Here is a 22,225-nt window from a genome sequence, read left to right as displayed (position 1 = left end):
ACGGCGCTTCACTCGAAGAAAAATCACCGGTCAGTAGTTCACCGCCCGAAAGGCTCACCATGCAAGTTCGTCTCACCAGCGACGCCCCGCTCGGCGTTCGCACCGGAGCACTCGTCCTGCCCATCTTCACCGACGGCGCCGAAGAAGTCTCCAAGGACGTCGATGACGCCCTCGGCGGCACGATCGCCGAAGCGCTCGCATCGGGCGAGTTTAAAGGCAAGATCGGCGAGTGCATGATGGTGCACGCGAAGGATCACGCGTTCCGTCGCGTCCTCGCGGTGGGTTTGGGCGAACGGGCGAAGTTCGAGCCGATGCTGCTCGCGCGGTACGCCGGTGCAGCAATCCGTTATCTCGGGCGCCGGAACATCGCCGATATCGCGATCCTGTTGCCGCCGCAAGCTCGCGGACTGGAGACGGCCGCGGCATCGTTCGTCGCCGAAGGCGCGATCGCGGCGACGTTCGAGACGTCGCTCTATCAGGAGAAACCCGAAAAGAAAGTGGTCGTCGATACCCTGTCGATAGTCGCGTCGGGATTCGATCTCGCCGCGCTGGAGCGCGGACTCGCGCGCGGAACGATTCTGGGCGAAGCGGTGAACTTCGCGCGCCGTTTGGCGATCACGCCGGCCAACGACATGACGCCGACGCACCTCGCCGACGAAGCCACGAAGATGGCCAAGAACAACGGCCTCGACATCGACGTGCTCGATGAAGCGCGCGCGCGCAAAGAAGGCATGGGGTCGTTCCTCTCCGTTGCTGCGGGCAGCATTCAGCCGCCGAAGTTCATCGTCATACGCTACAACGGCGATCCCTCCAGCAAAGAGTTGTTGGGGTTGGTCGGCAAGGGCATCACGTTCGACACGGGCGGCATCTCGATCAAGCCTGCCGATCGCATGGAAGAGATGAAGTACGACATGTCGGGCGGCGCGGCGGTGATCGCCGCGATGAGCGCGATCGCTAAGCTCAAGCCGAAAGTGAACGTCATCGGCATCGTTCCGGCCACCGAAAACATGCCGGGCGGCAAAGCCACCAAGCCCGGCGACATCGTTAAAGCCATGAACGGCAAAACAATCGAAGTGATCAACACCGATGCCGAAGGCCGTCTTATCCTCGCCGACGGGCTGTGCTACGCACGCAAAGCCGGCGTCACCAAACTGGTCGATACCGCAACGTTGACCGGCGCGTGCGTTATCGCGCTCGGACACGCCGCTGCGGCGCTCGTCGCCAATGACGAAGACTTTGCCAATCAGTTTCTCGGCGCCGCGAAATCGACCGGCGAGCGTTATTGGCAGATGCCTTACTACGAAGAATATTCCAATCAAATGAAGAGCGACATCGCCGATCTCAAGAACACCGGCGGCCGCGCGGCGGGAACCTTGACCGCGGCAGCGTTCTTGAGAGCGTTCGTCGAGGACACGCCGTGGCTGCACCTCGACGTCGCCGGCACCGCGTACGTCGACACGGAAACGGCATGGCAGGCAAAGGGTCCCACCGGGATGCCGGTGCGCGCGCTCGTTTCTCTGACGGAAACGCTCGCGGGAACGCCGATCGCCGGCGTCCACAGCAACGGCGCAAAGGCAGTGACCGCGCCGGCGTAAAAAGCACGCCGGCATGTCGACGCTGCGAGATAATTTAATTGGGAGCTGGCGCCTAAGGGCGTCGGAGTGGTACGACACAAACGGCGCCGTAGAATCTCCCCTGAGCTCGGAACCAGTTGGGCTGCTGATGTATGGAGAGTCCGGCGCGGTCTCAGTGCAGCTCATGCGCCCGAATCAATCGACTTTCGTCAGTGACGATTGGCGATTGGCATCCGATGAAGAGAAGGCGTCCGCGTGGCTTGGCTACTTCTGCTATTTCGGCACGTTCAGCGTTGACGAGGTTGCCGAGACCGTAACGCATCATGTCGAAGGCAGCTGGTTCCCCAATCTCATCGGCACCGATCAGTCGAGACGGTTTGCGTTCGACGGAAGCGCGCTGTCGTTGACCGCCGAATCGTCTTTAGGGCGCGTCACACTAGTGTGGGAACGGTTTTCCGGTTCGTGATCGACGACCTTCACTCCCAAGAGCAAAGGTCAATGGACCGAGGGTGCGGCACGCATGTGCCACTTCGCTGGTCGAGTTTGTGCGCGCTCTACACGTACGTTCCAAAACTCCCAATGGCGAGGCACGTGGATGACAAGATCTTTGAGACACCAACGGTGGCTCAAACCCTAGTCGGCCGTTGGGAATTTCACGGTGCGCGAGGTCGCATACCGGTCGAAGACGGCACGGTCATTGCCGGGTGGCCCGGTCAGCATTTCGGATGCCGCCACGAGGCAAGCGGGGCCGAAACCACCCATATCTTATATTTAAGGCCGGGAGCGATCGACGAATCGGACGAGCCTCTCTTTGACCAGCAGATACCGAGGGGACTTCGACTCCCAGACCTGGAGCGGGCGGGGTCGCTCGAGGACGACGACGCCTTCGACTCTTTCGTATTCGAAGCTTTCGAGCACGTGTCGCGAGCCTCCATTGGCGACCGTTCGCAGCGTGGACGCCTTCGCGTGCAGCGAATGAAACGCTTTATCGAACGGCATGCTTTTGAGAGAATCGCTCTTAGAGACATCGCGAGCTCGGTCGGAATGTCGCCGTTCGGTTGTATACGACAATTTAGCGGCGCGATGGGCATTACGCCGCAACGTTACTTAAGCCGGATTCGTCTCGAACAAACCAAGCGACTATTGGCAAAAAGCAGATTATCAATTGCAGAGATTGCGCAACGCGTGGGAATCCGGGACCGGTTTTACTTCACGCGATGGTTCTCGAAAGAGGCTGGTGTCCCACCTCAGACATTCCGTCGTAGCGTAAACCCTCGAAATTATAGCAATATTGTCCAAAAGGAGCCTCCCTTCCGCGAGGAATGAGATTGCAAGAACTTCTGAGGTAGGAGGCTCATCGTGGAATCCCCAACGGCAGGTACGGCTGCCCGCTCTCGCCCAACTCTTTGGACCGCCCGAGGCCTATACGCCCTTGCAACGCTCTTCATGCTGTTCGACGCGGCTGGAAAAATCTTCATCGCGCCGGGTGTTGCCGACGCCTTCCACCGTCAAGGTATGCCCCTCTCGCTTGCTCCGGTCATCGCAGCTCTGCTCCTAGTCCTTACCGCGTTGTACGTCATTCCGCGTACGTCCATATTTGGCGCAGTGCTGCTGACGGGCTACTTTGGCGGCGCATGCGCATGCAATCTTCGCGCCGGTTTCAGCGCCTTTGAAACACTTTTTCCGGTAATCTTCGGCGTGATCGTTTGGATCCCGATTTACCTTCTCAATGAGCGGGTCCGCTCGCTGATCCCGATCCAACGGGTCTAAAGCGCTTTCGGCAACGTATGGCAAGATTCGGATGGCACGAAATATAGACCGAAGGCTAAGCTGGGCTCATGAGTCTTATCGTGACTTCCCTCGACACCGCCGTCGCGGACGAGATGCGCAACGCGTCGCAAGACGCGTACGGCAACGCACTCCACGCAGAGATGCAGACCGCGCCGGGTAATCCGTGCCGCCACTGCTTACGCCGCGCCAAGGAAGGCGAGCGCCTCGTGCTCTTCTCATTCAGTCCGTTCGACACGCGCAACCCGTATAAAGAAGTCGGCCCGATCTTCGTGCACGCCGACGGCTGCGAGCGCTACGCGCAAAACGACCATCTTCCCGAAGATTTTCTCAACCGCCCGATTACGCTGCGCGGCTACGACGCCGCACAACGCATCGATCAGGTCGCGGTTGTGGTTGACGGCACCACCGAACGGCGCGTCGAGGAACTCCTCGCCAATCCCGAGATTGCCTTCGTCCACGCCCGCTCGTTCACGCACGGATGCTTTCTCTTTCGGGTCGACCGCCGGGTGAACTAGGGGGAGGGCGCGAAGGCCTTTCCTACCGTGTATACGTCAAAGTCCAGTCAGCCTGCGGGGCAAAATGGCGCCGGTGAAGCGCGCCCCTACGAGCCTGAAAAGAACCCGGCGATTCGCCGGCTGCCCGCCGGAGCGATTAAACGCCGTAAAGGCAAGACGATCTTCCCCATCGCCACGGCATACGACGCCGCATTCGGCCAGTTCGTCGAAGAGGCCGGCATCGACGTCATTCTCGTCGGCGACAGCCTCGGCAACGTCGTACTTGGTTACGACGAAACGACGCCGGTCACGATCGAACAAATCGTGCACCATACGCAAGCCGTCGTGCGCGGCACGTGTCGCGCGCACGTCATCGCCGACATGCCGTTCGGTTCGTATCAGGTGAGCAACGAAGACGCGGTGCGCTCTGCGATTCGCTTCGTCAAAGAAGGCGGAGCGTGTTCGGTCAAACTCGAGGGCGGCGTTTACGAATCCGAGCGCGTGCGCGCGATCGCGCGCAGCGGCATTCCGGTCGTCGGACATATCGGCGTCACGCCGCAAACCGCCGGCCTCGGTCCCGGCTTCAAAATGCGCACGCACCGCGACCGCCTCGTCGACGACGCACGCGCGATCGAGGAGGCCGGCGCGTATGCGATCGTGCTGGAAGTCGTCGACCACGAGATCTCGCGCGAGATCACCGAGATGCTTTCGATTCCGACCATCGGTATCGGTTCGGGGCCGCACTGCGACTCGCAAGTGCTGGTGCTGCACGATATCCTCGGCATGTATCCGCACTCGCCGCGGTTTGCCAAGCGCTACGCCGAGGTCGGAAAGCTCGCCACCGAAGCACTCGCCGCTTACGCGCGCGACGTAAGAGAAAAAACGTTCCCCGCAGAGTAGACCGCCTCAAGATCCCGGCGCTGCTGGCGGTCGTTTCGATCGCCGGCTGCTCGAGCACGAACTCACCGCCGTCGCCCGCGCCGCCAGTCGTTGCCGACCGCAGTTCGCAAACGTGCGTCGTCAGTGAGGACGCCTTCGTTTGGTATCGCGTTCGCAGCGGAGCGTTTCCGCCGATCCTATTGCGATACGCGAGATGCGGGCTCGATAAACTGAGCCAAGATGCACGGCCGCCGCTGCCGCGCTGGGCGATCCCAAGGGGACCGACGCAGACGCGCTTCATCGCCACGTCGCTACAGCAAGCCGTTTCGCTTCCGGGCATGCAGAGCCTCGAACGTGTCGCGTCGAGTCATCACATTCCGATGACGTGGATGATCGGAAACATGGCGTACATTCCGTTTGCTTCGACCTACAATGCCTATCACGCGAGCAACGGCGACGACGTCCAGTCCGCGTACTTCCCGAGCTTGCACGTCCTCATCGCCAAGAATCTCCCATGGTATATGCCCAAAGTCAGCGTCATGTCGGCGGGAACGGAGCGGCTCATTCCGCAGGGGCTCTATCCCGGCGAGCACGCGTTCTGGGGAATTACGTGGAACAGCCGCGGCACCGACGGCACGTGGGATCTCGGCGCGCCGTGGGGCACGTACTGCGCCGACGTCAAGTCGTACAAGCGCCCGCAGCCCAACGGCGGCTGCGATCTGCTTGCGTTCGAATGGACCGCGCGCGATTTGACCCGCGCGTATATGAGCGGACGCGAGGATGCCTACTCGACCGATCCCGACGATCTACTGCAGCGCGGCGGCTTCACCGTCTCGACGGCAGTGCGCTACGTGCGATCGCTCGTCGATGCCTACGCCGCCGCCGGGCAAACGCAGCCGATCGTCATGATCTCGCAACAGGAATCCCGCGACGAGACCTCTGCCGGCAGCGCGCCGATTATGGACGCGATCTACGCGCAGGCCGTGCGCGACGGCATGAAGGTCGAAACGCTGGGCCAAGCCGCTTCGGACGCGCGCACTTTTTCCGCTGCGCCGCGCGCTGTCGCGTTCCCGTATATCCCGGGCGGAAAAGCGATGGAGTCAGCGCCCCTTGGCGGCAGCACGGTCTATCCAGCGACGATCGACTATCACGACGCGAAGATCGGCATGACGTTCATCGGCGGACGCACGATGCCCACACGCATGTTCCGCTATGCAGACTATCCGGTATCGCGCTTCAACCGTCCCATTCCCAAGGCGCAGATGCCGGCGCTTACCGGCATTCGTGCGGCCAACGGATGGCTGACGCTTTACATTTATGCGCCCGCCGCTATTCGCGGGGGAGCCGCCATATGGGCGAATCCCGCGAACACGAATCTCCGCGGCGGCGGAACGATCGTCGCCGGACGCGCCGCCACGGTACTCATTTTCGACTTGAAGCGCGGGAAGAACGTCGTTCACTATCGCTGCCAAAGCTGTAATAGCGCCGTTTTCGACTACTCGATATAGCACAATGCCATACGTGTGGCACTACGCAATGCTACGCTGCGCCCATGATGTACGTCGACGAAACGCCCGATCCCCTGATTACCGCGTTGCGCGCTTTCGAGAGCGTCCTTCTTGATCTCGACGCCAGGCCTCCAACGCGTCGACGCGCTTGCGCAGCGCCGCCAGCTCCTCAACCAGCGCAATCCCGCCCTGCGCCAAACGCTCGGCCTCGGCTTTCGTCCGCCGGCGAGGCTCCGACGGTTCCGCGCCGACGAGCGACTCCGCCGTCGTGCCGAGCGCCCGAGCAATCTTGACGATCGTTCCGATCGACGGATTGCTGCGCTGACCGGATTCGATCTTAAAGAGCGTCGGATGGTTTACGCCGGCGCGGCGCGCCAATTCGTTTTGCGACCATCCCAAAGCCTTACGGCGAGCGGTGATTCTCTCTCCCAGCGTCACGGTTTTTGAACTGTAGCACCGCGCGCCCGGAAGCCTTGAACCAACAGGTCTTGCCGATTGGTTGAACCGAATGGACGAAGCATGGATCCCAGCCTCGCGCGCCCGCCGCGACCGCGCGCCGAACTCGAAGCACAGCCGGCGTCGAACGACGTCGTCGTCGAGTTGCTGTGCGACATTCGCGACTTGCTCGGAGAGTGCGTTGTGCGGCTATCGGAGTTGGAAGCGCACGCGGCCGAACGCGACCGCTGAACTCCTCGGCGTCGATTAGCTAGCGCGCGATTGATGGGTCGGGGGCACGTTGGGATATTCGCCGGTCAGACAGCCGACGCACATCTCCTCGCGTTCGCGCCCTACCGCCTTGAAGAGCCCTTTGAGACTGAGATATCCCAGCGAATCGGCTCCCGTCTTGGCACGAATCTCTTCGACCGTGTAGTTGGCCGCAATCAGTTCGTCGTAGGTCGCCATGTCGACGCCCAAGTAACACGGGTGTTTGATCGGCGGTGACGTGATGCGCAAATGCACCTCGCGCGCGCCGGCTTCGCGCAGCAATGCGACGATGCGCGGCGTCGTCGTGCCGCGCACGATCGAGTCGTCGACGACCACGACGCGCTGCCCGCGTAGATTCTCGACCACCGGATTGAACTTCAAATGGACGCCGCGCGAGCGCATCTTCTGATCCGGGCTGATGAACGTGCGCCCAATGTACCGGTTCTTGATCAGACCCTCGACGTAGGGCAATCCGCTGGCGGCGGCGTAGCCGATGCCGCCGGGAATCGCCGAGTCCGGAACGGCCATCACCACGTCGGCGATCACCGGGTGCTCTTTTGCGAGTTGGCCGCCCATCGCGTAGCGCGCCATGTAGATCGAGCGCTCGTCGAGCTTGGAGTCGGGGCGCGAAAAGTAGATGTACTCGAACATGCATAGCGCGGGAATCGCGGCGTCCACCGGCGTCTGATGCGACTCGAGCCCGTCGGCCGAGATGCGCACGATCTCGCCGCGCGCGACCTCGCGCAAATATTGCGCGCCGATCGTTCCGAGCGCGCACGACTCCGACACGACCACGTAGCCGCCGTCGGGTAGCGTACCGAGACAGAGCGGCCGCACGCCCCACGGATCGCGAAACGCGTAGAGCTCGTCTTGCGTGGAAAGGACGATCGAATATGCGCCGCGCGCAACCTTCAGTACCGCAGCGATGCGTTCGAGCATCGTGCCCTTCGACTCGACGATAAGCTTGGCCATCACTTCGGAATCCGTGGTGGCCTGCAGCACGGTCGTCGGCGAAAGTGTTTCGCGCAAATCGTCGGTATTGGTGAGATTGCCGTTATGCGCGAACGAGAAGTCGCCGAGCTCGGTGCGTTCGAGCAGGGGCTGCGCGTTGACGACGATCGAGGACCCCGTCGTCGAGTACCGCGTGTGGCCGACGGCAATGTGGCCGCTGAGGTCGCTGAGCACGTCTTCGTCGAAGATCGCACCGAGCAGACCCATGGCCTTATGCGAACGGATCGTCCCGCCGTCGGCTGCGGCGATGCCCGCGGACTCTTGCCCGCGGTGCTGCAGCGCGTACAGGGCGAAGTACGCCAAGCGCGCTGCGTCGCGCCCCGGCGCGTAGACCCCCGTTATCCCGCACATCTGACTCTAGTATAGGGGTTAATCGGAGGACCGCCTACCCCCAAAGATCTGCAGCAGGGCCAAGAAGATGTTGATCGCGTCAAGGTAGATGCTCGTGGCCATGAGGACGGGCGTCAGGCCGTCTCCGCCGGCGCGAATCCGCGCAAAATCGATGAGGACGAGGCCCGCGAAGATGACGAGCGTTAGCCAAGCGTACGTCTCGGGGTGAATGAAGCGCACGAACATCGAGACGATGCCGACGACGATCAAGCCCAGCAACGCAAGCATGAAGATGCCCTGAAAACGGCGCAGATCCAGCCCGGTCGCATACACGATCGCCGCGAGTGCAAACATCCCCAATCCGGTCGTCAGCGCTGCGTTGACCACGACGGAAGGACCGAATGCGTGCACGTAATTCGAAACGACCGGCGCGATGCCGACGCCTTCTAAGAACGTAAAGACATAAAATAACGTAAGCGACAGCGCTTCATTTCGCCACTGCGCGCGAATCACGAAGAGCATGACGAAACCCACGATCATCGCGATGAGACCGACGCCGTACGATACATACGGTCCCAGAAGCCACGCGGCGCCGGCTGTGATGCACAAACCGAGCGCGGTGATGCCTAGGACTTGCCCGAGCAGCGACGCCGTCGGGATGGCGGGAGCCATCGTGCCGCCGTAGGCGTTTTGAGGCTGAAATCGATATGCCATGACGTTCTTACTTAACCACCGTTCGGCCGCGAAGTTACACCCGCCCCTTGTATCGAACATATGTTCGTATTATACTGGACCCCATGCGGGGCGTCGAGGTGGTCGAGCAGATCGCGAAATCGGTCATCAACCCGGTCAAGGGCATGCCCTTCAACTGGTCCGTCAATCCGTACCGCGGCTGCTACCACCAATGCGTCTTCTGCTACGCCCGGCGCACGCACTGGTTCCTCGACGAAGACGGCGTCGATCGCTGGGGCAGCCGGATCTTCGTGAAGGTCAACGCGCCGGCGATCGTGCGGCGCGAACTGGCTCGGGCCGCTTGGCGGCGCGAATACGTCGCGGTCGGAACGGTAACCGACCCGTACCAGCCGCTCGAAGGCCGCTATCGACTGACCCGCCGCATCTTGGAGGCGTTCAACGATTACGATACGCCGGCCGGCATCATCACGCGCTCGCCCCTGGTCGTTCGCGACGTCGATGTTTTGCAAACGCTCGCGCATAACGTGGGCGTGGGCGTATCGATCAGCATTGCGACGCTCGACGACGCACTCGCGCGCGAGATCGAACCGACCGTCGCTCCGCCGCGCCAACGGTTACGCGCCGTTGCGATGCTTGCGTCAGCCGGCATCAAAGTCAATGTCGCGCTGGCGCCGGTGATCCCGCATCTGACCGATACGCCCGAGAGTCTCGAGGCCGTCGTGCGCGCGGCGCGCGACGCAGGGGCCGCCAACGTGTGGTCGAGTACGTTATATCTGGGCGACGTCACGCGCGAGGCCTTCTTTGCCTACGCACGCGAACACCGGCCCGAACTGGTCGAACGCTACGAGCGCATGTATTGCGGCACATACGCTCCGTACTCGGTTTCGTCGGTTATCGATCGCGACGTCCGCGCCGCGCTGCGCACGCACCCGGCGCGCGAAGCGGATCGCATTGTGCCCCAAGGGCAGCGCCAGATCAGCTTGCTTTAGCGCGCTTGCGCTCCTTCTCTTCTTTCGCGTCGTCCTGCCGCCACTGCGGTATGACGATGGCCGCCAACGCTGCTACGGCGGGAATGACGCCCAAAAGCCGTGGATTGAGGCCGATGATTGCCGCGCCGGCCGCCGGCCCCACGATCATGGCTAAGCTGTTCACCGAATCGCTGACGCCCATCACCGCCCCGCGTTCGCTGGCCTTCGCGCGCACGGAAAGCAGCGACGTCAGCGTCGGCTCGACCATCGCCGAGCCGACGGCCCAAAACACGAGCATCACGCAAAACAGCGGCATATTATCGGAGAACCACAACATTCCGTAGGCGATGAAGCTAAAGAACAACCCGAGCCGCGCGACCCGGCGATCCCCGATGCGAGCCGCCAACGGCGTAACGACGAAGATCATGGCCGCGCCGCCGACGGCGCCTGCCAGCGCCAAGAGCCAGCCGATCGCAGAAACGTTCGTCCGCAGCACGTGTTCCAAAAACAGTCCGAAGTTCGACAAGAAGCAGACGATCGCGAGAATCGCCAAAAACTGCCGGATCAAAACCAATCGCACACCTGGGGCGCTCGCAGCTTTGACCGACTCCTGCACGCTGCTCGGCTTGTCTTTTTTACCGAATGACGGAATGAAGTACCACGTAAAGACGATGTTCGCCGCCGCGAGTCCCGACGCAACGAAAAACGGAATCGAATATCCCTCTTTTGCGAGAAAGCCCGAGATGAGCGGACCGATGATGAACGCGACGCCGAAAACCGCACCGTAGAGCGAATAAGCGATATCGCGCTGTTTGGGCTCGGTGACGTCGGCGATATAGGATTGCACCGCTCCCAAGCCGCCCGCGCCCAATCCCGACGCGATTCGCGACGCGAAGATGATCACGAACGAGTGCGCCGTCGCCAGGACGAGGTACCCCAGCAATGTGAGCACCTGGGAGCCGATGATAATGGGCTTTCTGCCGATCCGGTCGCTTACTTTGCCCCACACCGGCGCAGCGATCGTCGAGCAAAACGCCGGCACGCTCAATAGCGCTCCCACCATCAGGTCCGAAACGTGAAACTGGCGCACCAGCGACGGCAGCAGCGGAATCATGAGCGTGTAGCCCAACGTATCGGCTAACGTCGTGCCGTAAATCGGAATCAGCGCGCGCGGCAGGCGTAACATGGAGGTAGTAATACCCGCGCACCCAAATGCGACACGACGATGAAGCCGTTGGGTCGCCTGGCCGCCCTCTGCTCGCTCGCGCTTGCCGTTATGGCTGCGGGATGTTCGGGCGTTCCGGCGGTTTCGCCGGCGCCGGCGCAGCCGCAAGCGGCCGTCGCGCCCGCCACGGCGTCGACGAAAATCCAGCACGTCGTTATCGTGATCCAAGAGAATCGCAGCTTCGACAACTTTTTCGCGACGTTCCCCGGCGCCGACGGCGCCACCGAGGGGACAATCCATACCGGCGCACGGGTCAAGCTGGCCGAAGTGAATCTCGTGATGAAAACCGATATTCTTCACGGCTACGCGCCTTATGTCAACGACTACGACCGCGGACGCATGGACGGCTTCGACGTCACCCCGGCCGTAACGGGTAAACCCGCCGGCCTGCTTGCGTATCAATACGTCTATCCCCAACAGATTGCCGCGTATTGGACGCTTGCCAGACGGTACGTCTTGGCAGACCACCTGTTTATGACCACGGGTAGCGACAGCTTCATTGCGCATCAAGATCTCATCGCCGGCGGCACGCAGATCGATCCGGCTTCCGCGGTCATCAATGCACCCTCGCAAGCGCCCTGGGGTTGCGACGCTCCAGCGGGGACGGTAACGTCGTTAGTACGCCGCAACGGAATGCCGCTGTGGCAAAAAGGCCCGTTCCCGTGCTTCAGCTACCCCACATTAGGCGCGCTTCTCAACGGCAAAAACATCCCGTGGCGCTATTACGTCCAATATCCAACCTATAGTTGGAGTGCGTTCGACGCGATAAAAGCCATACGGTACGGCGCGCGATGGAGAACAAACATCTCCACTCCGCAAACCACCATCTTCAAAGACGTCACAAATGGCGCGCTTCCGGCCGTCTCGTGGGTGATTCCGGCACCCGATTACTCCGATCATCCCGGCGAGCCGCGCGACTACGGTCCCGACTGGGTCGGCAACGTCGTCAACGCGATCGGCGAGAGCCCGTATTGGAAATCGACGGCCATCGTCATTGTGTGGGACGACTGGGGCGGCCTTTACGATCACGTCGCTCCGCCGCAGTACGGTTTCGGCGAGCTGGGTTTTCGCGTCCCGGCCATCATCGTCTCGCCTTACGCACGCCGCGGTTACGTGGCACACGAGCAGTTCGAGTTCGGCAGCATCTTGCGGTTCATCGAAGACAATTGGTCGTTGGGACGCCTGGGCAGCAGTGACGTTCGCGCAAACAGCATCGGGAGCGTCTTCAACTTCCGGCAAACGCCGCGCCGGTACGTTCCCGTGAAGGTCGGGCATTCGCGCGCGTTCTTCATCTCGATGCCGCCCTCGAACCGGCCGTTGGACTCGCAGTAACGTGACCATTCCGAGGTGGCTCGTCCTCGCGGCGCTCCTCACGGGGTGCTCAGGTGGAATATCGCCGCTCGCGCCCCGCGCATCGCTGCCCGCGGCCGGGCTGGCGCCCAACGCGACGACCAAAATTCAGCACGTCGTCATCTTGATTCAAGAGAATCGCTCCTTCGACAACCTCTTCGCGACGTTTGTCGGAGCGGACGGTACGACGCACGGCCAGATTCACACCGGCGTGACCGTGCCGTTAGCGAAGCGGAATTTGCTCGACCTCCGCGACGTTCCGCACGGCTACTACAACTTTCTCACCGACTACGATAAAGGGAAGCTCGACGGATTCGACGTGAGCGCAACCCAGCAGGGTGTGCCGGCGCTGCAGCCCTATCAATACGTCGACCCCGCGCAAATTGCGGTGTATTGGACGCTCGCCCGACGGTACGTTCTCGCCGACCATATGTTCACGACGCAAGGGAGCGACAGTTTTACCGCGCATCAAGATTTGATCGCCGGAGGCACTCAAATCAGTCCAAAGTATAGTATCGTCGATCCCCCGAACGGCTTTCCGTGGGGTTGCGACGCGTCTGCCGGCACGGTTACCTCGCTGGTCACCGTTAACGGCACGCCCGGTTGGAACAAAGGCCCATTTCCGTGCTTCAATTATCCGACGCTCGCCGGCCTTCTCGATAGGAAGAAGCTTACGTGGCGTTACTATGCGACTTTTCCTCAGACGAACTGGAACGCGTTCGAGGCCATTCGTTCGGTGCGCTACGGTGCGCGCTGGTCGACGAATATCTCGACGCCGCAAAATACCATCCTCAACGACATTTTCGGCGGAACGCTCCCGGCCGTCTCGTGGGTGATTCCGACGGCGGACTATTCCGACCATCCGGGCGAGCCGCGCGACTTTGGCCCGGATTGGATAGGCAGCATCGTCAATGCCGTCGGCAAGAGCGCCTATTGGAAGTCGACGGCGATCGTTATCGTCTGGGACGACTGGGGCGGCTTTTACGATCACGTGCAGCCGCCGCCGCTAACGTTTGGCGGCCTGGGCTTTCGCGTACCGGCCATTATCGTATCGCCCTACGCGCGCGCCCACTACGTCGCGCATCAGCAATACGAGTTCGGCAGCATCCTGCGCTTTATCGAGGACAACTGGAAGCTCGGGCGCCTGGGAACCAGCGACACCCGCGCCGCCAGCATAGGAAGCGTCTTTAACTTTTCGCAAAAACCGCGAGCGTACGTCCCGGTCAAGGTCGCGCACGATGCGAAGTTCTTTCTCTCGCTGCCGCCCTCGACTCGTCCGCTGGATTCGGAGTAACGTGAACACGAGACTATTGTTCGCCCTTGCCGCAGTGCTGACGGGTTGCGCGGGCACCGTTGCGCCGTTTAGTCCGAACTCCGAACAATCGATCGCCGTAGCGCCGAAGACGCCGACGAAGATTCAACACGTCGTTATTCTGATTCAAGAGAACCGCAGCTTCGACAATTTTTTCGGCACGTTTCCCGGCGCCGACGGCGCCACGCAAGGGCGGCTGCACGACGGTACGATCGTTCCACTGGCGAAGCGCAACTTACTCGACTTTACGCGTGAGGCTTACTCGTATTACTCGTATCTTACCGACTACGACCACGGAAAGATGGACGGCTTCGACCTCACCTCGACTGCTGCCGGGGGAACCGCGACCCATCCGTATCAATACGTCGATCCAAAGCAGATCGCAGTGTATTGGACGCTTGCTAAGCGCTATGTCTTGGCCGACCACATGTTCACGACGCAAGGCAGCAATAGTTTCACCGGCCATCAAGACCTGATTGCCGGCGGGACGGAAATCGCGCCGAACTACAGTATCGTCGATACCCCCACCGCATCGCCGTCGGGTTGCGATGCGCCGGCCGGAACCGTCACGTCGCTGGTCGAGCGCAATGGGAATCCGCTATGGTTTAAAGGGCCGTTTCCGTGCTTCAAATACGAAACTCTCGGCGGCCTTCTCTCTCGCAAGAAGGTCACGTGGCGCTACTATGCGACCCGTCCGAGGGATAGCTGGAATCCCTTTCAAGCGATCCGCTCGATCCGCTACGGGCCGCAATGGTCGACGAACATCTCCACTCCGCAGACGAATCTCTTTGGGGATATTGCCTCAGGACGGCTCGCTTCGGTTTCCTGGGTGATTCCAACGGCGGACTTCTCGGACCATCCGAACGCCGCCCGCGATCTAGGCCCCGACTGGATCGGCAGCGTCGTCAATGCCATCGGTAAAAGCGCCTATTGGAAGTCGACGGCGATTTTTATCGTCTGGGACGACTGGGGCGGCTTCTACGATCATGTCCCTCCGCCGCAGCTCACCTTTGGCGGGTTGGGTTTCCGCGTACCGGCGATCGTCGTGTCGCCGTACGCGCGCCAAGGCTACATCGCGCATCAGCAATATGAGTTCGGCAGCATCCTGCGCTTTGTCGAAGACAACTGGCAGCTCGGGCGCATGGGAACCAGCGACACCCGCGCCGCCAGCATAGGAAGCGTCTTGAACTTTTCGCAAAAACCGCGCGCCTACGTCCCGGTGAAGGTCGGGCACGACGCCAAGTTTTTCGTGCGCTTACCGCCTTCGACCCAGCCGCTCGACACGGAATAACCGCGTCACCGGCGGTATATCTCGACGCTCCCCTTGCGCTCGATCAGCGCATAATGATTCGATTCGATGAACCCGCGCTCGCGGGCTTCCCAGTCTGGGAAATCACGATCGGCATAGAGGATCACGTATTGCGTGGGAGCTTGCGCGTATAACGTCGCGTTGGGGTCCAGCCCCAGGTGAGAGAACACGCGCGCGAACGAAGTGACCGATGCGTTCGCGGGAAGGCCGCCGATAAACGCGTCCAGCGCGTCGTCGGAAGCCGACCTTGGAGAGAGGTTCGCAGACCAATCGTTCGGGCTTGCTTCGACGTTGATATACAGGCTGACGAGCAGCGACAGCGCGAGGAGCGCTGCCGCCGCTCGCGGTGCACGTTTCCAAACCCGCGCGACCCCGAGTGCAAAGGCAACGAGCACGTAGGGAACCCACGTTGCCGCGTAATGTTGGCCGATCATATAGACGACCGGAACGCGCGACAACAGACACTCCGCGAGCCCCGGCAACGCCAACAGCATGCACTCCGAGAGTAAACAGAGCCCGAGCAACGGCAACAGCGACGCGACCACGTATTGCAGCTTCGGTGCCGTAAAGACGCCTGCGACGAGCTGCCAAGGTGTCGCGCCGCCGTAAAAGTCGCGTATCGATGGATAGCCGTACGACACACCGCTCGCGTGGCGCACCACGGTCATGTACAGCGCGATCGTCACGAGGGATACGACCGTCAGCGACGCCGCAAAAACGACCCATTGGCGCTCCCGGCGGCGAGCAAAATAGACGATTCCGAGAACCCCGGCGTACGCAAGGAACAGGGCTTGGTCCTCTTTGATGCATAGGCAGAGAATGGCAAAACACCAGGCCGCCCCCATCTTTCGCCCGTCGATCGACCACAACAGCCACACGGCAGCAGCCGGCGCAAAAACGTTCTCGGTGAAATCCGTGAACGCCACGCCGCCCAGTGGCGGATAAAGTGCAACGGCAAATGCAACGGCGACCGCCCATTGTGCCGGCATACGGCGCGCGGCGATACAGTAAATCGCCGGAATCGTGAACGCGCACGCAACGGATCCAACCACGATGAGCGCGATTGGCGATTTGAACGTCCACAACAGCGGCGCGACGGCGTAGAGGATCGGGGAAAAGTGAAACGCAAAGTGGTTTGCTCCTTCGGGTGTGCTGTGGAAACCCGAAAAAGCCGAGCTTATGACCTGCGTGAACAGCCCTTCATCGTAACTAGCGTGATATGACCGGTATCGCGCGATCCCCAGCCACGAATAGACGGTCGCGTACGCAAACGCAACGATCCAGGGGACCCAAGGCCGCCGCGACTTCACGCTTACAGCGTTTGTACTAAACCTGGCAAAGCCTGTCCGAGTGGATGTTGAGCCCGATATTGATCATGTTGTACACGTGTTCGCCGGCAACGAGCCAGGCGATCTCGCAGATCTCGCGGTCGCTGAAGTTGGCCTTTAACCGCGCGATGGCTCCCGTCGAAATCTGCTTGTCGCGAGTAAGCTCCGTAACGTACGCCAGCGCCGCGCGCTCCCGCTCGTCGAACAGCGGGCTGTCGTTGTAATGGTCGAGTGCCTGAATCTTCGCCTCGGCGACGTGTTCCTTCATCGCAAAAAAGCGACCGATGTCGATGCAGAAGCTGCACGTATTGATCTGCGCGACGCGCTGGCGCACGAGAAACTGGAGGTCCTGCGGCAGAACGAGCTTCTTATCCAGGCCGCTGATTTTGCCGACGAAGCTGCCGAACGCCGGCGGCAAGCGTACCGCCCATACCTTTAGCGGCGTCAGCACTTTGCCGAACTGTTTTCGCGTCATGGCGTACACCAGGCGCATGATCAAACTTTGCGGCCGCTCGACGGGCGTCAGGAACGGTTCGTCGGTGACGGCGTTAGCCGGGGTATTCACGTTGTATCCTTTCGAGTTTCTCGGCCGCCATTGCGTGCATCGTTTTTGACCTCCGCAGCATAGACGCTATCGCGCGGCCGCACGTGACAAGCCCGATTTTCGAGCGCTAGAAGTGGGCGATATCGCGCCGGTACGTCAGCGCTTGTGTCCCTAAGCGCCCGGCCAAGGTCTTGACGGCGTCGTACGCACGCGCACGCGCCGAACCCAGGTCGTCGCCCAGGGCCGTGACCGTCAGCACGCGGCCTCCGCCGGTACTCACCGTTTCCCCGGCAAGCTGGGAACCGCCCCAAAACGCCTGACTGCCGTCGGCCAGCGAGACGTGGAGGCTCAAGCCGCTCAGCGGTGTGTTGCTGCGCGGATAGTCGCTAGTGGCCAGCACGACGCCGACGCAACTCTGCGGCGAAAACGTCGCCAGCGACAGATCCATCGCTCCATCGGCTGCCGATTTGAGCAGCTGCGCGAAATCGCCGCCGATGCGCGGCATCAAGACTTGCGTTTCGGGATCGCCGAAGCGCGCGTTGAACTCGATGACGTACGGACCGTTTTTGGTCCACATCAAGCCGCAATACAAGATACCGACGTACTCTTCGCCTTCGGCCAAGAGCCCGCGCAATACGGGAGCGAGAACGCGCTCGCGCACGCGATCGTAGAGATCGTCGGGAAACCCTCTCGGCGGCGAGTAGGCGCCCATACCGCCGGTATTGGGACCGGTATCGCCGTCGCCGGCGCGCTTGTAATCGCACGCGGCCGAGAGCGGCACCATCGCGCGTCCGTCGGCGAGCGCAAAGACGCTGACTTCGCGCCCTTCGAGCTTCTCCTCGAGGAGCACGTCGCTGCCGCCGCCCGGCAGTTTGCCGCCGCGATACCAATCCGCCAGCACCGCGCGCGCAGCTTTTGCATCGGGTGCCACGACGACGCCTTTTCCGGCCGCCAAGCCGTCGGCTTTGACAACGACGGCGCCCTGGAATTCGTCGAGCGCTTTCTTTGCGGCATCGAGCGAATGCACGACGACCGCGCGTGCGGTCGGCACGCCGTGGCGTTCCATGAAGCGCTTCGAAAAAATCTTGCTCGATTCGAGCCTTCCGGCCGACCGATTGGGACCGAAGACCGAAATCCTTGCCTCACGCAATCGGTCACCCACGCCGGCGGCAATCGCCGTTTCCGGACCGAGCACGACGAGATCGATCGACTCGGCAACGCAGCGTTCGGTTATCGCTTTGCCATCGGTCCCCGCGACGTTCCAGTTCTCGCCGCGCGACGCGGTACCGGCATTGCCGGGCGCAGCGAAGATCGCGCTGCACGACGGCGATTGCGCAAGCCTCCACGAGAGCGCGTCTTCACGCGCGCCGTTTCCGACGACGAGAATTTTCACGCTATGCCGCTATTCCCACTCGACCGTCGCCGGCGGCTTGGTCGTGATGTCGTAGGCAACGCGGTTGACGCCCCGCACTTCGTTGACGATGCGCGACGAGATGCGCTCCATCAAGTCGTGCGGCAGACGCGCCCAATCGGCGGTCATGCCGTCTTCACTGGTAATCGCACGTACCGCGACGAGATTGGCATAGGTGCGGCCGTCGCCCATCACGCCGACGCTTTTGACCGGCGTGAGCACGGCGAAGTACTGCCACGGATGCGGATCGAGCGGCGCCTTGTCGATCTCTTCGCGCACGATCGCGTCGGCGTTGCGTACGATCTCCAAACGGGCTTCGGTAATATCGCCGATGATTCGCACGGCAAGTCCCGGTCCCGGGAAGGGCTGACGTTTGACGATGTGTTCGGGCAGGCCGAGCACGCGCCCCAATTCGCGGACTTCGTCTTTGAAGAGCGCGCGCAGCGGCTCGATCAGCTTGAACTTCATCTTCCTGGGCAGGCCGCCCACGTTGTGGTGCGACTTGATCTTGTGGCCGGCCTTGCTGTCGGGCGTCTTCGATTCGATGACGTCGGGATAGAGCGTGCCTTGCACCAAAAACTTCGCGCCTTTGATTTTATCGGCTTCTTCTTCGAAGATGCGGATGAACTCGTGACCGATGATGATGCGCTTCTTCTCGGGATCCTCCACGTCGCGCAGCTTCTTGAGGAAGCGTTTGCGCGCGTCGACGGCGACGACGTTGAGGTGCAGCACGTCCCGAAACGCCGCCACGACTTGATCGGCCTCACCCTTACGCAGCAGTCCGTGATCGACGAAGATGCAGGTGAGCTGCTCGCCGATCGCGCGAGCGACCAAGGTGGCCGCGACGGCGGAATCGACGCCGCCCGACAGCGCGCAAATGACTTTGGCGTCGCCGACTTTCGCACGAATCTCCTCGATCGCGCGATCGACGAAGTTCTCCATCTTCCAATCGTCGTCGAGCCCCACCACCTCGCGCAGAAAGTTGGCTAGAATCGTCCGCCCGTGCTGCGTGTGCACGACTTCGGGATGGAACTGTGTGCCGTAAATCTTCTTGTCGGGATTGCCCATCGCCGCAACGTGGCAACGTTCCGTCGATGCCAGCGCCACGTACCCGTCCGGCAACTCGATCACCGAATCGCCGTGGGACATCCACGTGCGCGACTCGTCCGGCACGCCGTCGAAGATCGGCGTGTCGCGATTGCCGACAACAAGATTTGCGGGCCCGTACTCGGCGTGATCGAGTTTCACCAGCTCGGCGCCGGTTTCGCGCGCCAGCAGCTGCATGCCGTAGCAAATCCCGAAGATCGGAACGCCCGATTCGAGGATCGCTTCGTCCATCTCGGGCGCGCCGTCGACCAGCGTGCTCTCCGGACCGCCCGAAAGAATCAGCGCCGCCGGATTGCGCGCCGACAACGCGCTCCAGGGCGCATCGTGCGGAACGATCTCGCAATAGACGCCCAACTCGCGCGTGCGGCGCGCGATCAACTGGGTGTACTGCGCTCCAAAATCCAAAATGAAGACAGTCGGGGGGGTTCTGTCATCCTGAGCCTGCCGAAGGGGCCCGTTGGCTTTATGCTGCGCCAATGGCGGCCTTTATCGCAGCGTCGTAATCGGGTTCGCTCGTCACTTCGGGAACGATCTGCACGTAGGCGATCTTCTTATCTTTGCCGACGACGACGATCGCGCGCGCGAGTAGGCCAAGTTCGCCGATGAGCAAGCCGTAGTTGAGGCCGAAGCTGTGATCGCGATAGTCCGACAGCATGCCCAGCTTGATGCCGCCCTCTTGTGCGCCGCACCAGCGCGCTTGCGCAAACGGTAAATCCATACTGACGACGTGCGCTGCAACGTTTGCCGGCAGCTCGCCCAGGCGCGCGTTGAATTTCTGCGATTCCAGCGAACAAACGCCCGTATCGAGCGACGGCACGCTGATGAGCATCAGCGCTTTCTTTCCGCCGTCGTTGAGCGCGTCGAGCGACGCGACCGACAGATCACCGGCGGTCAGATGGAAGGGGGGCGCTGCGTCACCGGCGCTCAGTGCCGGGCCAAGCAACGTCATCGGCTTGCCCTTGAAGGTCACGGCGCCTGCGCGCTCTTGCAAGTTTTGGGTCGTCATATCGTCTCCTTATTGAACTTAGGTCAACACGTCGGTGAGCCGATCGGTGTCACGCGCCATCACCAGCTCCATCGCGATGCGTTCGCCCACCGAAACGTCGCGTCCCCAGCGGTAGGCCGAATATGGCGTAAAGCGGGTCCCCGGCGACCCCGGGATCCGCAGGGAGACGTCGTAGCAGACGAACTCCTTGGGCGGACCGGCCACGATGACGCATTGCAGCGCGAAGGGCCCGATCACCCCCGGGGCGCTGGCCTCGCGCGCCGCCACTACGAACCGCTCCCCAATGGCGAACGCCTGCTCCAGGGTGGACTCGGTCAACGTAGCCGCGATGTGCCCGGCTTCTTCCAGCTTCATGGGCACGTCGCGCACCGCGTCGAGCGCCGACGGCGGGATATTCCGGAAGCCCTCGAGATTGGTCTGCCGGCGCGTGTCGGTGCCCATGAGCTCCAGCTCCCCCAGGACGGGCGAGTAAAAGAAATTCAGGTTAACCGATGGCCCGAGCGCGTACTCCTCGATCACCGCGCCGTCGAGTCCGGCTTGGTTGAGGATGCCGTTGCGGATCAAACGATCGGCGCTCCGGCGATACTCGGCCGGCGACGACGCCAGAAAGAACGCGCGCTCGAAGCTCACCTTCGCGTGCGGGGCCTTGACCATGACCAGCCGGTCGATGTCGTCGGGTTTGGCGAACTGCTTGGGATATCGCACGCCGGCACGTTCCAACAGCGCGTACTGATTGGCGGGCTCGTCGCGCTCTTCGGCACGCAGCAGATGCCGGTTGCCGAAAAACGGCACGAGCATCCGCCGCTCGATCTCGTCGTACGTGAACTTTTGGTGCAGGTACACTTCGAACGACCGGTTCGCAACGAACACGGCATTGTGCGCGAGCAAACGCTCCTGCACGCCGTCGTCGAGGATTTCGGGAAATGCATCGAGCTCGAGCACTTCGTCGACGCAGCCGCGCTGCGGCCCCGGCGCGCCGCGCCGCGCGAAATGCTCGGTGTACGTGCGCTCGCGCCCTTTGGCGGTGACGACGAGATTTTGTAAGCCTTGCGCGCGCGCACCGGAGGCGACCTCGAGCGCCGAATGGCTCCCGATGGAACAGAGGGTCAGCTTCGAGCGATCGTACCGCTCGAGCGCGCGTCGTACGTAGTCTTGCACTGGCCCCGCCTATTCGACGCCGAGCTAGCTCGCCTTTTGAGCGCCGTGAAATCGAGGGGATGCTGTTGGCGCAGCGGCTCCTCGTCGTGATTGACCCGTGTGCCACCCAAGTTTCGCACCATCAGGGCGTGGCTTCGCGGGGACGGGTACGTGCTGACGAAGCGCCGCGCGACGAGCCACGAACAGTACGTTCATCCGAGCAAGCCCGGCGCGTAACCCTCTCCGGCTCCGACAACGAGGAACCCTCGCCTGGCGTTTGGAAGTCTATTCGCCGTCAGACGTTCTGGGATCGGGAGGGAAAACATGACGTCTAAGTACGCCGTCGTATTCGAAAAGTCGCAGACCGGCTATGGAGCGCACGTCCCCGACCTTCCTGGATGCGTCGCCGGCGCACCTACCTTGGAAGAGGCCGAGACGCTCATTCGTGAGACGATCGAGCTTCATTTGGACGGCATGCGTGAAGACGGAGACGCAATCCCCACGCCCACAACCTTCGCCGAAATGATCGAGATAACGGCGTAA

23 protein-coding genes are annotated in these 22,225 nt (G+C 61.9%); 13 read left to right on the top strand and 10 right to left on the bottom strand.

What is annotated here, in order from left to right; translation table 11 throughout:
- The first annotated feature begins 59 nt into the window (after nt 1-59).
- The 7 genes from VGG89_01395 to VGG89_01365 all read left to right on the top strand — a co-directional run bounded on the left by VGG89_01395 (nt 60) and on the right by VGG89_01365 (nt 6,246).
- Nucleotides 60-1,595 carry a leucyl aminopeptidase gene (locus tag VGG89_01395; GenBank protein HEY1975184.1) on the top strand — a complete coding sequence of 512 codons (1,536 nt, stop codon included), beginning with the start codon at nt 60-62 and terminating at the stop codon, nt 1,593-1,595.
- Nucleotides 1,596-1,608: 13 nt separating this feature from the next.
- Nucleotides 1,609-2,040, top strand: a complete 432-nt coding sequence (locus VGG89_01390; protein ID HEY1975183.1) for a lipocalin-like domain-containing protein — start codon at nt 1,609-1,611, stop codon at nt 2,038-2,040.
- Nucleotides 2,041-2,165: 125 nt separating this feature from the next.
- The gene (locus tag VGG89_01385) at nt 2,166-2,900 is read left to right on the top strand and encodes an AraC family transcriptional regulator (protein ID HEY1975182.1); all 735 of its coding nucleotides are present in this window, start codon (nt 2,166-2,168) and stop codon (nt 2,898-2,900) included.
- A gap of 33 nt (nt 2,901-2,933) precedes the next feature.
- Nucleotides 2,934-3,344, top strand: a complete 411-nt coding sequence (locus tag VGG89_01380; GenBank protein ID HEY1975181.1) for a DoxX family protein — start codon at nt 2,934-2,936, stop codon at nt 3,342-3,344.
- Nucleotides 3,345-3,412: 68 nt separating this feature from the next.
- Nucleotides 3,413-3,880, top strand: coding sequence for a DUF1203 domain-containing protein (locus tag VGG89_01375; GenBank protein ID HEY1975180.1), 468 nt, complete (start codon nt 3,413-3,415; stop codon nt 3,878-3,880).
- A gap of 27 nt (nt 3,881-3,907) precedes the next feature.
- A complete protein-coding gene (gene panB / locus VGG89_01370) occupies nt 3,908-4,759 on the top strand; it encodes a 3-methyl-2-oxobutanoate hydroxymethyltransferase (protein ID HEY1975179.1) in 852 nt (283 codons plus the stop codon).
- Between the two features lie 179 nt (nt 4,760-4,938).
- Nucleotides 4,939-6,246, top strand: a complete 1,308-nt coding sequence (locus VGG89_01365) for a hypothetical protein (protein HEY1975178.1) — start codon at nt 4,939-4,941, stop codon at nt 6,244-6,246.
- 78 nt (nt 6,247-6,324) lie between these two features.
- Here VGG89_01365 and VGG89_01360 read toward each other — a convergent pair whose 3' ends face one another.
- Nucleotides 6,325-6,684: a helix-turn-helix transcriptional regulator gene (locus VGG89_01360; GenBank protein HEY1975177.1), complete on the bottom strand. Its 360-nt coding sequence runs from the start codon at nt 6,682-6,684 to the stop codon at nt 6,325-6,327.
- Nucleotides 6,685-6,765: 81 nt separating this feature from the next.
- Between VGG89_01360 and VGG89_01355 the strand changes: the two genes are divergently transcribed.
- Entirely contained in the window at nt 6,766-6,933 is a 168-nt protein-coding gene (locus tag VGG89_01355) for a hypothetical protein (GenBank protein ID HEY1975176.1), read from the top strand.
- Between the two features lie 15 nt (nt 6,934-6,948).
- Here the strand turns inward: VGG89_01355 and purF are convergent, their stop codons facing one another.
- Nucleotides 6,949-8,313, bottom strand: coding sequence for an amidophosphoribosyltransferase (gene purF, locus VGG89_01350; GenBank protein HEY1975175.1), 1,365 nt, complete (start codon nt 8,311-8,313; stop codon nt 6,949-6,951).
- An 18-nt stretch (nt 8,314-8,331) separates the two neighbouring features.
- Entirely contained in the window at nt 8,332-9,006 is a 675-nt protein-coding gene (locus VGG89_01345) for a Bax inhibitor-1 family protein (protein HEY1975174.1), read from the bottom strand.
- 83 nt (nt 9,007-9,089) lie between these two features.
- On the opposite strand from VGG89_01345, the gene VGG89_01340 reads away from it, so the two are divergent.
- Entirely contained in the window at nt 9,090-9,974 is an 885-nt protein-coding gene (locus VGG89_01340) for a radical SAM protein (GenBank protein HEY1975173.1), read from the top strand.
- Here the strand turns inward: VGG89_01340 and VGG89_01335 are convergent.
- The gene (locus VGG89_01335; protein HEY1975172.1) at nt 9,961-11,139 is read right to left on the bottom strand and encodes an MFS transporter; all 1,179 of its coding nucleotides are present in this window, start codon (nt 11,137-11,139) and stop codon (nt 9,961-9,963) included. The genes VGG89_01340 and VGG89_01335 overlap by 14 nt on opposite strands.
- Nucleotides 11,140-11,178: 39 nt before the next feature.
- Here VGG89_01335 and VGG89_01330 point away from each other — a divergent pair, with 39 nt between their 5' ends.
- From VGG89_01330 to VGG89_01320, 3 genes are read left to right on the top strand one after another with little or no spacing between them, the layout of a single operon-like run.
- The gene (locus VGG89_01330; protein ID HEY1975171.1) at nt 11,179-12,510 is read left to right on the top strand and encodes an alkaline phosphatase family protein; all 1,332 of its coding nucleotides are present in this window, start codon (nt 11,179-11,181) and stop codon (nt 12,508-12,510) included.
- Nucleotide 12,511: 1 nt separating this feature from the next.
- On the top strand, nt 12,512-13,822 hold the full coding sequence (locus tag VGG89_01325) for an alkaline phosphatase family protein (GenBank protein ID HEY1975170.1): 1,311 nt from the start codon (nt 12,512-12,514) through the stop codon (nt 13,820-13,822).
- A 1-nt stretch (nt 13,823) separates the two neighbouring features.
- Nucleotides 13,824-15,131 (top strand): alkaline phosphatase family protein, encoded by a 1,308-nt coding sequence (locus VGG89_01320; protein HEY1975169.1) that lies wholly within the window; start codon nt 13,824-13,826, stop codon nt 15,129-15,131.
- Nucleotides 15,132-15,136: 5 nt separating this feature from the next.
- Here the strand turns inward: VGG89_01320 and VGG89_01315 are convergent, their stop codons facing one another.
- The 6 genes from VGG89_01315 to VGG89_01290 all read right to left on the bottom strand — a co-directional run bounded on the left by VGG89_01315 (nt 15,137) and on the right by VGG89_01290 (nt 21,703).
- A complete protein-coding gene (locus tag VGG89_01315; GenBank protein HEY1975168.1) occupies nt 15,137-16,459 on the bottom strand; it encodes a DUF2079 domain-containing protein in 1,323 nt (440 codons plus the stop codon).
- 16 nt (nt 16,460-16,475) lie between these two features.
- On the bottom strand, nt 16,476-17,042 hold the full coding sequence (locus tag VGG89_01310; protein ID HEY1975167.1) for a carboxymuconolactone decarboxylase family protein: 567 nt from the start codon (nt 17,040-17,042) through the stop codon (nt 16,476-16,478).
- A gap of 106 nt (nt 17,043-17,148) precedes the next feature.
- Nucleotides 17,149-18,414, bottom strand: coding sequence for a phosphoribosylamine--glycine ligase (purD, locus tag VGG89_01305; GenBank protein HEY1975166.1), 1,266 nt, complete (start codon nt 18,412-18,414; stop codon nt 17,149-17,151).
- Nucleotides 18,415-18,423: 9 nt separating this feature from the next.
- Nucleotides 18,424-19,944, bottom strand: coding sequence for a glutamine-hydrolyzing GMP synthase (gene guaA / locus VGG89_01300; GenBank protein ID HEY1975165.1), 1,521 nt, complete (start codon nt 19,942-19,944; stop codon nt 18,424-18,426).
- 58 nt (nt 19,945-20,002) lie between these two features.
- Nucleotides 20,003-20,545 (bottom strand): thiol peroxidase, encoded by a 543-nt coding sequence (gene tpx / locus VGG89_01295; GenBank protein ID HEY1975164.1) that lies wholly within the window; start codon nt 20,543-20,545, stop codon nt 20,003-20,005.
- A gap of 18 nt (nt 20,546-20,563) precedes the next feature.
- Complete coding sequence (locus VGG89_01290; GenBank protein HEY1975163.1) at nt 20,564-21,703, bottom strand: DUF1297 domain-containing protein; 1,140 nt, start codon at nt 21,701-21,703, stop codon at nt 20,564-20,566.
- Between the two features lie 303 nt (nt 21,704-22,006).
- Here VGG89_01290 and VGG89_01285 point away from each other — a divergent pair, with 303 nt between their 5' ends.
- Entirely contained in the window at nt 22,007-22,225 is a 219-nt protein-coding gene (locus VGG89_01285) for a type II toxin-antitoxin system HicB family antitoxin (protein HEY1975162.1), read from the top strand.

It is taken from the genome of Candidatus Baltobacteraceae bacterium (assembly GCA_036488875.1).
Taxonomy (GTDB): Bacteria; Vulcanimicrobiota; Vulcanimicrobiia; order Vulcanimicrobiales; family Vulcanimicrobiaceae; genus JAFAHZ01.
Note: the sequence above shows the minus strand (reverse complement) of the source record. Positions and strands in the feature narration are given on the sequence as shown.

Bases quoted from the DNA above. Each gene is read 5' to 3' on its own strand.
- VGG89_01345 (HEY1975174.1), bottom strand. From the start codon at position 9,006: ATGGCATATCGATTTCAGCCTCAAAACGCCTACGGCGGCACGATGGCT.
- VGG89_01285 (HEY1975162.1), top strand. From the start codon at position 22,007: ATGACGTCTAAGTACGCCGTCGTATTCGAAAAGTCGCAGACCGGCTAT.
- VGG89_01390 (HEY1975183.1), top strand. From the start codon at position 1,609: ATGTCGACGCTGCGAGATAATTTAATTGGGAGCTGGCGCCTAAGGGCG.
- purF (HEY1975175.1), bottom strand. From the start codon at position 8,313: ATGTGCGGGATAACGGGGGTCTACGCGCCGGGGCGCGACGCAGCGCGC.
- VGG89_01340 (HEY1975173.1), top strand. From the start codon at position 9,090: ATGCGGGGCGTCGAGGTGGTCGAGCAGATCGCGAAATCGGTCATCAAC.
- VGG89_01355 (HEY1975176.1), top strand. From the start codon at position 6,766: ATGGATCCCAGCCTCGCGCGCCCGCCGCGACCGCGCGCCGAACTCGAA.
- VGG89_01335 (HEY1975172.1), bottom strand. From the start codon at position 11,139: ATGTTACGCCTGCCGCGCGCGCTGATTCCGATTTACGGCACGACGTTA.
- VGG89_01375 (HEY1975180.1), top strand. From the start codon at position 3,413: ATGAGTCTTATCGTGACTTCCCTCGACACCGCCGTCGCGGACGAGATG.
- VGG89_01395 (HEY1975184.1), top strand. From the start codon at position 60: ATGCAAGTTCGTCTCACCAGCGACGCCCCGCTCGGCGTTCGCACCGGA.
- tpx (HEY1975164.1), bottom strand. From the start codon at position 20,545: ATGACGACCCAAAACTTGCAAGAGCGCGCAGGCGCCGTGACCTTCAAG.
- VGG89_01330 (HEY1975171.1), top strand. From the start codon at position 11,179: ATGAAGCCGTTGGGTCGCCTGGCCGCCCTCTGCTCGCTCGCGCTTGCC.